The sequence below is a fragment of the Exilispira thermophila genome, assembly GCF_055389015.1.
The window spans coordinates 2,380,967-2,394,211 of record NZ_AP042476.1 but is presented as its reverse complement, the minus strand read 5'-3'; the positions used below and the strand labels follow the sequence as shown (position 1 = coordinate 2,394,211).

The 13,245-nt window shown below is 21.5% G+C and carries 10 protein-coding genes; 2 read left to right on the top strand and 8 right to left on the bottom strand.

What is annotated here, in order from left to right:
• Nucleotides 1-415: 415 nt before the first annotated feature.
• Nucleotides 416-946 (top strand): hypoxanthine phosphoribosyltransferase, encoded by a 531-nt coding sequence (gene hpt / locus ACZ5EC_RS10145; protein ID WP_464302369.1) that lies wholly within the window; start codon nt 416-418, stop codon nt 944-946.
• Here the strand turns inward: hpt and ACZ5EC_RS10140 are convergent.
• From ACZ5EC_RS10140 to ACZ5EC_RS10105, 8 genes are all read right to left on the bottom strand, one after another.
• Nucleotides 911-2,017, bottom strand: a complete 1,107-nt coding sequence (locus ACZ5EC_RS10140; RefSeq protein WP_464302368.1) for a laccase domain-containing protein — start codon at nt 2,015-2,017, stop codon at nt 911-913. The genes hpt and ACZ5EC_RS10140 overlap by 36 nt on opposite strands.
• A gap of 99 nt (nt 2,018-2,116) precedes the next feature.
• Nucleotides 2,117-4,195, bottom strand: a complete 2,079-nt coding sequence (gene lysS / locus ACZ5EC_RS10135) for a lysine--tRNA ligase (RefSeq protein WP_464302367.1) — start codon at nt 4,193-4,195, stop codon at nt 2,117-2,119.
• 819 nt (nt 4,196-5,014) lie between these two features.
• Nucleotides 5,015-5,914, bottom strand: coding sequence for a hypothetical protein (locus tag ACZ5EC_RS10130; RefSeq protein ID WP_464302366.1), 900 nt, complete (start codon nt 5,912-5,914; stop codon nt 5,015-5,017).
• A gap of 22 nt (nt 5,915-5,936) precedes the next feature.
• The gene (locus tag ACZ5EC_RS10125; RefSeq protein ID WP_464302365.1) at nt 5,937-7,574 is read right to left on the bottom strand and encodes a hypothetical protein; all 1,638 of its coding nucleotides are present in this window, start codon (nt 7,572-7,574) and stop codon (nt 5,937-5,939) included.
• A 65-nt stretch (nt 7,575-7,639) separates the two neighbouring features.
• Nucleotides 7,640-8,146, bottom strand: a complete 507-nt coding sequence (locus ACZ5EC_RS10120) for a hypothetical protein (protein WP_464302364.1) — start codon at nt 8,144-8,146, stop codon at nt 7,640-7,642.
• A gap of 370 nt (nt 8,147-8,516) precedes the next feature.
• Nucleotides 8,517-9,230: a cysteine peptidase family C39 domain-containing protein gene (locus ACZ5EC_RS10115; RefSeq protein ID WP_464302363.1), complete on the bottom strand. Its 714-nt coding sequence runs from the start codon at nt 9,228-9,230 to the stop codon at nt 8,517-8,519.
• Between the two features lie 301 nt (nt 9,231-9,531).
• Nucleotides 9,532-10,431, bottom strand: coding sequence for a hypothetical protein (locus ACZ5EC_RS10110; protein WP_464302362.1), 900 nt, complete (start codon nt 10,429-10,431; stop codon nt 9,532-9,534).
• A gap of 249 nt (nt 10,432-10,680) precedes the next feature.
• Entirely contained in the window at nt 10,681-11,448 is a 768-nt protein-coding gene (locus ACZ5EC_RS10105; RefSeq protein WP_464302361.1) for a CPBP family intramembrane glutamic endopeptidase, read from the bottom strand.
• Between the two features lie 93 nt (nt 11,449-11,541).
• Between ACZ5EC_RS10105 and ACZ5EC_RS10100 the strand changes: the two genes are divergently transcribed.
• Complete coding sequence (locus ACZ5EC_RS10100) at nt 11,542-13,209, top strand: IS1182 family transposase (RefSeq protein WP_464302360.1); 1,668 nt, start codon at nt 11,542-11,544, stop codon at nt 13,207-13,209.
• The last annotated feature ends 36 nt before the right edge of the window (nt 13,210-13,245 follow it).

Below are 13,245 nucleotides of genomic sequence, written 5' to 3'. Positions count from 1 at the left end.
AATTTAAATTTAATAAATTTAATAAAGTTAATAAAGTATTGATATAATTATAAAAATTATTAACTATAAATAATTTTAATTTAACAAAGTATTGAGAACATTATTAAAATTATAATCTTTAAATAATCTAAATTTAACTTTGTTTAGCAAAAATTATAAAAACTAAATAATCTAAAAAAAAATCTAAAATAAAAAAATATTGATAAAATTAGTAAAAAATAATTTGCTTTTATTTTGCTATTAAATTAATTAAAATTGTTTAACAGGGATACAAGAATTTTATTTAGTTTAATATTTTATATAAGGAGATTTCTTTTTGTATTTTATCTATTAAACATATACTACATTTATTATCCCTAATATTATTAGGTAGCAATAACAATTTTGTTTTTAATATGTTATACAAGGAGACACAATGAATTACAAAGTTAAAGAATTAATATCTGAAAAAAAAATTAAAGAAAAACTTATCGAATTAGGGGAAAAAATAACAAATGATTTTAAAAGTGAAGAAGAAATTGTTTTAATTGGTCTTCTAAGGGGTTCCGCTATATTCTTAGCTGATTTAGCAAGACAAATTCCACTTAATGTTAAGATTGATTTTATGACTGTTTCAAGTTATGGAAATTCAATGGAATCATCTCATGATATAAGAATCATAAAAGATATTGAAGATGATATCTATAATAAATCTGTTTTAATTGTTGAAGATATTATTGATACTGGTTATACATTAGAAAAGGTTTACGAAATTCTTTCCTTAAGAAATCCCAAAATATTAAAAATATGCACTTTACTTGATAAACCATCTAGAAGAGAGGTTGAAATCAATGTAGATTATGTTGGTTTTACAATAGAAGATGTTTTTGTGGTTGGATATGGCATTGATTATGCACAAAAACATAGAAATTTACCGTATATTGCTCAGGTAATTAAAAGAGATTAACCCTTGTGCAATAAATTTTTTTTTATCCCTTCTGTAAGAAGAAAATCTTTTATCAGTATAAGTATCAATATCTAAATTTACAATATTTTTAATTTTTTCTAATTGCAACATCCACAACAATAACTTTTTGTAATCAAAAAACATTTTCCCATTATTTGAAAATTTAAAAAATCTATTTAAAATAAATAATAATATTAAATATTCATTTTTTGAATAGATTCCCTTATCTTTTATTTTATTATAAACATTAATTAACTCAGAGTTTGAATTACTATAATATGGGAATGTTCTAATTTGCTCATTAAAGTCCGGTTTTTCGTTTTTATTATAGATTTCAGTAAGGAATTTAATTAAATATAAAAATTCATTTTGATAAAATATATTTTCTTTCACTTCATAGTTTTCACCTTTAATTGCTGGACCAATAACAATAACAAAATCATTCTTTTTAACATTAAATTTATTGGAAATCCATTTTATAATTTCTCCAGTTATGTTAATACAGGTACTTCTCCAACCACTATGAATTGAAAAAGTTATTGTTTTATCTTTACTTTCAACAAATAATGATAAAGGTGTGCAATCTGCATAAGTTATCATAGGGATAATTTTTTTACTATCTGTACCAGCTGCATCTGCTAATGGGTGAAAATTTAAAAAATTACCATTTTTATTTTCAAATGAATCTGTATTAACTTGTCTTTCTATAAAAAAAGAATTCTTATCATTATTAAAAAATTTATCAAAATCTTTTATTTTATAATAATTTTCAAATAAATTTTTCATTAATTTATTAAATGGAATTATCTCAATAACTTTATAACTTTCATCCTCCAATTCAGATGCAAAATAGAATCTATTAAAATGTTCCAATTCTGGATTAAAGATACATTTTTTATCGAATCCAAATGATTTAAAAAATTTATCCCTGTTAACCAATGTTTTTTTTAAATCATAACCTGGTAAAAACAGGGATAAATTAGATGCTTCATTTTTTGAAAAAACTGAACTATATTTTTTATTTATATCTATTTTGATATAATATTTATTTTCACTAAAAGTAATTTCCATTATCTTCTCAATAAATATTTAAAATAATTTTTTTAAAACCTAAAGATATTAAATTTAAATATCAACTTTAATTTTAATCAATAAAATTCTTTTAATATTTTATAATCCAAGTTCATCTGAAATTTCACTCATCGAGTTCAAAGCAATCTCAATAAATTTATCTAATTCTAGTCCTGTTTCTTCTATCAGCATAATACTTTCTCTATTTACATTTCTTGCAAAATCTTTCTTTTTCATCCTTTTTTTAATTGAGCTTACCTTAACAGAAGATACTTTTTTATCAGGATAAACTAATGCTGTAGCAACAATAAGACCAGTAATTGTTTCACCAGCAGTTAAACAAATATCAAGTCCATTTTTTCTCTGTGTTCCGTTCATTTCATTATGAGATTTTATAGTTTCAATTACATCTTCTGGAAATCCTTCTTCTTTTAAAATATCAGCTGTAACTAATCCATGTTTCTCTGGAGTATCTTTTGTAGTTTCAAAATCAAGGTCATGCAAAAGACCTATAATAAACCATTTTTCCTCATCCTGATTAAAATATTTTGCTAAACCTTTCATAACTGCTGCTGATGCAAGACTATGTTTATACAATGTTTCTGTTTTAACATGTTTTCTTAAAAGATCAAAAGCTTTTTCTTTTTCATAATTAAAATGTGATAAATCTGGAAATTTTTTAAAATCAACCACTATCTGCCCCCTATCTTTATTTATTGGTTTCATCAATGGGAATAAAACAACATCTTTTAAATTATCTACATCTGAAAGCAATGCAAAAAATCTATCAATTCCCATACCCCAGCCTGCAATTGGTGGCATACCATGTTCCATACAAAGCAAATAATCTTCATCCATTTCCAGTGCATCTTCATCGCCCTGAGAATGAGCTTTTGCCTGTTGTTCAAATCTAAACCTTTGATCCAATGGATCAACTAACTCTGAATAAGCATTTATAATTTCCCAACCATTTATTACCAGTTGAAATCTATCAGTAATCTGTGGATTATTATCATTTTTTCTTGCTAATGGAGAAAGATCAATAGGATGATGAATTAAGAATTGAGGTTGTATCATTTTAGGTCTCGCTACTTTTTTATATAAAGCATCAATTAAATTACCTCTACCTAATTTTTCAACATCATCTAATTTAATACCTTTATCAATAATTGCTTTTCTTAAAGAATCAGCATCAGGATATTTATCAATATCAATTCCACAATTATTTAAAATTAGTTCTTTAAATGAATAAACTGGCCACTCCCCTTCTAAATCAATCTCCTGTCCCTGATATGTAAATTTGTATGAACCAAGTAATTTATATACTACATCCTTTATCATTTTCTCAGTAAATTTCATTAAATCTTTGTAATTCCAATAAGAAACATAAAATTCTAACATTGTAAATTCCTGCAAATGAGAAGGATCAATCCCTTCATTTCTGAATGATTTTGCAAATTCATAAACTCTTTCAAGCCCACCTGCAATACATCTTTTTAGATATGTTTCAGGAGCTATTCTTAAAAACACATCCATATCAAGTGCATTATGATGTGTAACAAAAGGTTTTGCTAAAGCACCAGATTTTTTTGTCTGTAAAATTGGTGTTTCAACTTCAACAAATCCATTATCATCTAAATATTCTCTTATTAATTTAATTAATTTACTTCTTTTTAAGAATCTTTCCATTGTATCTTTATTCATTATTAGATCTAAATATCTTTGTCTATATTTAGTCTCTGTATCTGTAATACCATGCCACTTTTCAGGTAAAGGTCTTAAAGCTTTTGTTAAAAGCACAAAATCTTTTATAAGAATGGTTTTTTCATTTGTTTTAGTAATAAAAATTTCCCCTTCTATTCCCAAAAAATCAGCTATATCAACAAATTTCTTAAAAAATTGAAATTTTTCTTTACCAATGGATTTAAGTTCAATAGCAAATTGAATTTTACCACTCATATCCTGAATATGACCAAAAATTAGTTTACCAAACTCTCTGATAGCAATAACTCTTCCAGCAGCTTTAATTTTTTCCTTTTCCCCTTTTTCTAATATTTTTTCAATCAACCCATCTTTTTCAAAACGTTCTTTATAAACAATTTTATCAATTTTTGCCAATTCTTCTATCTTTTGAAGCCTTGTTTTAACCTGTTCATTCATATCTGGAATATTTACCACTTATAACTCCTTGCATTTATTTTCTCATATTATAACTATTTCTGATAAACTTGCATAAAAATTATTATTTTTTTTTATATTGTAAAGTTTTATTTGAAATCTTATTGTTAATAATAAAATTAAAATTATTGAGATATTTATAAAACAAAAAATAATTCTATCATTATTAAAATTTTTTCTCACTAGGTTAGTTATGTAATTCTATAATTAAAACTATAAAACATTTAAAAAAGATTTTATAATAAATTCTTTTTAGCCTTTGGCAACTAACAATCGTTCGAAAAATTTTAATAATGATAGACATATAAATTTAACTTATTTAATCAAATACAACAATTTCTAATTTTATTATTAACTTCACAAACCACGGAAATATTATTTATTTTTATTTCTTTGACAACAAAAAATTGCTCAAAAAATTTTAAGTAGGATAGATAAATATATATAACTATAATTTTTTTTTATTTAATATTTATAATTATATCAATTTCAATTTTATTATTAACTGCACTTGCCACGAATAAAAATTTTTCTCTTTAGTGTAGTTATGTAATTTAAAAATTAAAACATTTTTAAACATTAAATATAAATCAATATTTAATCTTTTAAGTCTTTGACAACTACGATCCAGTCAAAATATTTCAATTATGATATATATTATGTTTTTATTTATTTAATCAAATATATCAACTTCTAATTTTATAATTAACTACAACAGCCGCAGGAATTATTTTTAAACAAGATATTTTTATTAATTAATCTATTAATTTTATTTATACTTTTTAATATACAAATTAATAGTTACTTATTAAAAAATACTCACTTTAATTTTAAACAAAAATAGATATCAAAATAAGGATTTAACACTCCTTCTGTTAAATTATTACTTATACTTAAAGATAGGCTATTATCTTCACTTAGCTTTATGCTAAATCCTGCTTTTAATAATATCTTAAATATATAAACTTCCTTATCTTTTACTTGAAATAATTCTTTGTATTCTGGTAATATGAAGTTAAACTTTAAATGAATAAAATAACTTAAGATATAATTTAAAACTTCTGTATAACCTATATTACCATTAAATATTAAACTATAATAAAAATCATTTCCCTCTTTATACAATGAACAGGGTTTAAAGCTTAAATTTAATCCTGCTCCATAATTTAAAATTATTGGATCTGCTATTTTGCTAGAATTTATACATGATGATATATTAAAATAACCATTACTTATTGAAGTATCTAAATTATTTCTATAATAAAACATTGGAAAATATCCTGATGGTATAGATAAATTAAAAAAAATATCATTTATTGTGTTTGTGTAAAAGGTATATTGAATCCCAATTGATGGACTTGATAATCCACCATAATAATTGAAAACAAAATATTGTTTTGTCTGTTCATTAAAATCTTCATCATAATAAGTTTCAACCTTATATATTTTTTCAAAATTAACATCAAATGGTAGATATAAATTAATCTCAAAATCTTTTTCAGGTTGAAACATAAGATAAACATATGGAGTAAAATAATAATATGTAGAATAAGAATATTGATAAACATTAAAGTTAGTTCCTGTTAATAAAGATAAACTAAACTCCTTTCTTTTAACTCTGTTAAATTCATCTGCTTTTGTAATCTTATTAAAACTTAAAAATAGTAATAGAAATATTATAAACATTAATAAATTACTTTTTTTATGTTTAATGCTCATAAGTAAACCTCTTTAAAATACTTTACTTATATTTAAAATAATGATCAGAATTAATATCTTCTAATTTATTTAAAATTTCTGGTAGTTGTTCTATATTTCTAAAATAAATAAATACCATTGAATCAAGATATGATAAAATTGCATAATCAAGCTTATCTATTTCTTTTGTTTCATACATGTTTTTTAATTTAACAAAATATTCTCTTGATTTATATTTTGATAAAAAGTTAAAGGACATTGTACCTATAAATTTTGGCCATTTTAAACTGCTTAAAAAAATAAATTTAGGAGTTATAGAATAAAAATTATTAATTGTTTTTTTAATATTTATGGAAACTAAAATATTATCTTTATAAGATAATACTTTATTAGTTATTAAACTACTTTTGTTTATAAAAGATTTTAATTTTTCAGAAGAATAAATAAATGGGTCTTCTAAATTATTAAAATTAAAACAACAATTTACAAAATATAAATTATATTTGCTTAAAATGATTTTATTAATTTTCGAGTTAACATTTTTATATGCTTCTTTTATATCCTCTAACCTTATGTTATAAAAATATTTTATAAAATCTTTAACAACATTTTTCCCTTTGTAATTATTAAAAAAATTAAGGGCATAAATACCAAAACTTCTAAATATAGACAAATTCAAATAAGCAAATGTTATAGGATCAAGTTTATCATAATAAAAAATTATTTTTTGTTTATATAGAAAATATAATAAAAACATATTTGCAAAAACTTCATCATAAAATGTTTTTGAATTAAAAATAATTTCAAAATCTATTTTATCATTTGCATAATTTTTAAATTCTAATTCATTATTAATAAATAATTTTTTGTTAAAAACCCTTTTATTAATTTTATCAATCGAATATATATCCATGTATTTATCCATTTCATTTTTATTTTTAAATGAATCTTTAAAATAAAAATGCATTGTTTCCACTATGAAATTATCAAAATTATTAATATTCCCCAACCATATTTTATTATGGTCAACATATGAAAAAGCAGAAGAAGGATAATTTATTATTAAATTTTTTAAAGGAACATAATAAATATCAACCTTGTTTAAAATTAAATGTCTATTATATTTTTGTACTAAAAATTTATCTAACTTTTTATAATATTTTTTAAATTTTAATATTGCATCTTGCTCAATAATACTTTTTAAATTCATATATTTTTTATCTTTTTTTATTATATCAAATATTTTAATTATTTTTTTTAGATCTAAAGCTATGCCACCATAATTATAATTTACAATAAAATAAGTATTATTAAATACATCTGAAAAATAGTAATTATTATAGTAATATGAAATTATATCTTTTTTTTCATCTTTATTTGAACTTATAAGTTTTTGAAAATCTTTTTTATAAAATATTTCATTAATATTCTTTATTTCATTTTTATATTTTATTTCAAAATAATCAAAAAAATCATTCAATTTATTATAATAACTATTTTGTATTGTATTATTATAAAATTCTTCTGGAAAATAATTATAATATGTTGATAAAAGAAGTAAAAATACATTTTCATTAAAGTATAATTTATTTTTATCTAAATAACAACCATCTTTTCCAGAAATTAAAATAATTTGAATTAATATAATTATAATTAAAATTAATATCTTTTTAAATTTCATTTCTAATCCTTTCTTTTTATTAATTATAAATAAGAAGGGGAAATATTCCCCCTTCTTAAATCGCACTACCATCCTTTATCAGTTTTACCAGTTGCATTAGCTTTTAATAGGCTAGCCTGCCATGCAATTGCAGCAGTATCTTTATCTGTTACTAATGAAGATACTAGAATTCCATTTTTGTAAGCAGTGCAAATATAAAATTCGTGATTACCATATTTTTTTCTTTTTATATTAGGTGGATTAAAATCATAAACATGATTTCTCCATCCTTTGTATCCATAATTATAATAAGGATTTTTAGAATTTTGAGCTGAATCATAAGATGTTTTAAAAGCCTCCCCTACAACCTTTGCTAACTCTTCATCAGAAATTTCACAATTTCCAATTATTGCATCAATATCTGAAAAATCATCATCTTCATTATTGTTAACTGTAATCTCATTATTTCCTATAGTTTGAGCAAATATCTTTTGTCCAACTTTTGCTTTGTCAATATTATCAGCAAATACATTTATTCCTGCAAAAGATATAAATAGTATAAATGCAATTAAAATAGTTAGTAATTTTTTCATTGTATCCTCCATTTTATCATTTTATAAATTGATATTTTTAACAACTATATTATCTTTATATTGCCCTGCAGGTATGTGTCTGAACTTCTTTTTTAAAGTTTTTTAAAAAACTTTTAATTGGTTATGGTTTAGGAAGCACAAACATTGACAGAACTTAAAAATTCTGCCTTTTGCATACCTGCAGGGTTTTTAGCTTAATTTGTTATCCCTTATAAAATCAAATTTAAAAAACAACATAATTTCATCCTTTTTCTTTCTTTTTAAATCTTAAAAAAACAATCTTTTTATAACTTTTTTTTAAAACAAATTTTAATTATATATTAATAATAAATTTTAATAATTTATTAGATTTTATCACTAATTTATATTCCTATTTAACTTTTAAATTCACCATACTATCAATTTTATTTTTTAACTTATTTTTAATAGTTGTTATTAAAACAATATTCTTTGTTCTTTTTTTACTTTTAGCTATTAGTATATATGATGAGAATCTTTTTTTAAACTCTTGTTCATCAATAAAATATACCCCTATTGATGGATCAACTATAAAGTAATATTGATAATAATTGCCAATATACAATGTAAAATGTTTTTCTGGTTTTTTAAAATGAACTATTATTGGTAAATATTCATCTTCTTTTGAAATCTGTTTTAATTTATCAATCCCTATTTTATAACCTTTTACTTTTAAAACATAAATACCAAGTATATGTTTTATATCATCTAAACTTATAGTTAAATCTTTTTTTTCTTTTAACTTTCTAAAAAATCTATCAACAAGAGTTTTTTCATTAAGGTTAAAAAAATAAAAATATTTTAAAAATGTTGCAACAGTTGCTATACCACACGAGGTATCAAAACCCTGTTTATATCCATAACAAAATCTTTTTTCTTCTTTTGATATTATTTTGAGCAATTGATTATTATAATTGACTAGATTAAAGTAAAAACCAGATAATTCTTTATTTAAATTTTGGTTATTTTGAGAAAAAAGGAAAGATGTATAAAAAAAGAATAAAAAAACAATTAACAAAATAAATAAAATTTTTTGAATAATACTTTTCTTTATCCTAAAATACATATATGAATCCAATACTGTATTATTTTAATTTTAATTAATTGTTTAATTTACTTAAAAATGATTTTGAAAATTTTTAATAAATGTTAAAAATATGTCAAGTTTTTTTTCTTTTTCCATTTTTTTAGTTTTTATTTTTATGTTTATATAATTTTTGTTTATTAATTAGTTTAATTTATTTTTATCTGTTTAATCATTAATATTTAATAAATTGCTTTTTACCTTTATCAGTATAATAGCTACCAATGCAAATTATTTTTTTATCTATTTATTTTGAAATTGAATCAAAATATGCAAAGTTAATTCACTTTAATTTTAAACTAAAATAGATATCAAAATATGGATTTAATACACCTTCTGTTAAACTGTTACTAATACTTAAAGTTAGACTGTTATCTTCACTTATCTTTATGCTAAACCCTGCTTTTAACATTACCTTCAATACATAAATCTCTTTATCTTTTATTTTAAACAATTCTTTGTATTCTGGTAATATGAAATTAAACTTTATATTGATAAAATAACTTAAAATATAGTTTAATACTTCTGTATAACCTATATTACCATTAAATATTAAACTATAATAAAAATCATTTCCCTCTTTATACAAAGAACAGGGTTTAAAACTTAAATTTAATCCTGCTCCATAATTTAAAATTATTGGGTCTTCAATTTTGCTTGAATTTATACCTGATGATATATTAAAATAACCATTACTTATTGAATTAGCCAAATTATTTCTATAATAAAAAACTGGAAAATATCCTGATGGTATAGATAAATTGAAATAAATATCATTTATTGTGTTTGTGTAAAATGTATATTGAATCCCAATTGATGGACTTGATAATCCACCATAATAATTGAAAACAAAATATTGTCTTGTAAATTCATTAAAATTTTCATCATAATAAGTTTCAACTTTATATATTTTTTCAAAATTAACATCAAATGGTAGATATAAATTAAACTCAAAATCTTTTATGGGTTGAAACATAAGATAAATATATGGGGTAAAATAGTAATATGTAGAATAAGAATATTGATAAACATTAAAGTTAGTTCCTGTTAATAAAGATAAACTAAACTCCTGTCTTTTAACTCTGTTAAATTCATCTGCTTTAGCAATCTTATTAAAACTTAAAAATAGTAACATAAATATTATAAACAGTAGTAAACTACTTTTTTTACGTTTAATACTCATAAGTAAACCTTTAAAAATTATTTTTTTTAAATTTTATTTTGTTTATTAATTTTATATTCTTATCATTTTCTTGTTTTATAAATTCATTTTTAATATTATTTTTTAATTCTTTTTTTTAAGAAATAGAGGAAAATTCTTATAAAAGTTTAATTTTTCTATATCTTTTATTTTTTTTATTCAATATATAAGATTTTAAAAAGTATTTTATTAAATAAAAATAAATAAATTATCAACAATGTTTTTTTATTATTAATATTTTAAAATTAACCTAATTATCCAGTATCCGTATAAATTTATAAATATATGAATAAGAATAACAATTGATAAATTTTCTGTTTTTTTGTATATTTTTAATGTTAAATATTGATAAATAAAATAAAAAGAAATTAATAAAATTCCATAAAAATAACAAAAAAATGAGGGAATATCTTTAAAAATTGAGGGAGTGGTAAAATATACCAAATAATAATTGCAATGTAGTAAAGTAAATATAAAAGAAAGTATAATAAAGAATAAAATTTGCTTTTTGTATTTTTTTGGTAATAATAAATGATATAATAGTCCTTTAAAAATGATTTCTTCCAAAATTGGGGCAAGCAAACATTTTTTCCATAAAGCAACATCAATGTAATAAATATTATGTCCGGTATAATCCTCAAAATTTTTCAATATATTTGCAAGGGTAATAACTATAATACTTATTCCAATAACAATAATTAATTCTAATTTTATATTTTTAATATTATAAAAAGGATTTTTAAAATATTCCTTTATCTTTCTTTTAATAAAGATAATTATCAAAAATAAAGCTCCAATAAGGCATTCATAATAAAATATTACATCAATTTCAAAAGAAAATTGAGGATTAATTATTTCTAAAATTTTTAAATAGATATTTACTAAAAAAGGAAATGGAGGAAAATCTTCTTTTGCTATAATCATCCATAAAGTACTCAATAAAATCTCTATTCCAAGGAATAATAAAATTAATTTAGAAACTTGTTTTTTATTAATCATTGTCCTTATTCCTTTTTAAATTAAAAGAAGGGGTTGTCTCAAAACTTGGGGACAACCTCTTTTTTTTTATAATTTATTTGCTATAATTGAATTATGAAAAAGAGAAGAACAAAAGTACATAATAAGGTAGTATTTAAAAGATATATACAGGATGAACCACTATTATTTCCAGAAAGATTAGAAGAATATATACCAGAAAATGATATAGTAAGAATAGTAAATGATTTAATAGAAAATATGGATTTAAATTTTCTTTACAGAAGCTATAAAGGAGGTGGTAGAAGTAGTTATCATCCGAAGATGCTTTTAAAGGTAATAGTTTATGCTTATACCCAGAAAATATATTCATCAAGGAAGATAGCCAAGGCATTAAGAGAGAATATATATTTCATGTGGTTAAGTGGGAAGAATTATCCAGATTTCAGGACAATAAACAAATTCAGGAAAGAGAAGTTAGGAAGACATTTGGAAGAAATATTCAGTATATTATTATCCTATTTATATGAAACAGGTTATGTAGATTTAAACAATTATTTTTTAGATGGGACAAAAATAGAAGCTAATGCGAATAAATATAGTTTTGTATGGTCAAAGAGCATAAAAAATTACAAAAAGAAGCTTAAAGAGAATGTAAAGAAATTATTAAAAGAGATAGATTATTTAAATGAAGAAGAAGATAGATATTATGAAGAAAAAGAGTCTGAAGAATCTAAAGGTAAAAAGGAAGTATTAGATTCAAAGAAACTAAAAAAGATAGCAAAAGAATTAGAAGAGGTATTGAAAGAAGGAGGAGAAGATAAAAAAGATAAAAAGAGCAAACAATTAAAAAAAAGTATTAAGAAGTTAAAACAGGATTACATACCAAGATTAGAAAGATATGAAGAGCAGGAAAAGAAATTTAAAGGACGTAATAGTTATTCTAAGACAGATGAAGAAGCTACATTTATGAGGATGAAAGAAGATGCAATGTTAAATGGTCAATTAAAAGCAGGCTATAATGTACAGATAGGCACACAAAATCAATTTATATTATGGTATAGTATCCATCAAGACAGATCAGATACAAACACATTAATTCCTCATTTAGAAAGTTTAATATTAAAGACAGGGAGAAAACCAACAAATTTAATAGCTGATGCAGGATATGGTTCTACTTATAATTATTTATATTTAAAAAGGAGAGGAATAAATAATTATGTTAAATATTCAGGATATTTTAAAGAAAGTAAAAGAAGTTTTAAAAAGGATAAATTAAACAGACAGAATTGGAAATATGATGAGTCAAAAGATTGTTTTATATGTGCAAATGGGAAAGAATTAAAATATGTTTATACTGCAAGATCTACAAAAAGGAAGAAATTAGAATTATACAAAGTATATTCAACAAATGGATGTAAAGGTTGTATTTATCAGGATAGGTGTAGTAAAGGAAAACCTTACAAGAATATATGGGTAAATCCAGTATTTTTAAAATTAAAATCAGAAGTTAAATCGAATTTATCAACATTAATGGGACAGGAGTTATCATTTAGAAGGAAGATAGAAGTTGAGACCGTATTTGGAGATATTAAACACAATATGGGATTCAGGAGATTTATGTTAAGAGGAATAAATAATGTAAAAATAGAATGGGGATTAATAAGTATAGCACATAATATTAGAAAGTTGTTTAAACTAAATAAAGGAAAAATTTTACCTTATTTTTTATATTTATTAAATAATTCATTTGAAAATTCTTTTATTTTTTCCTTTAATTTATAAATTTTTATATTTTTATTTTTTTTAAAAAAAAGGACT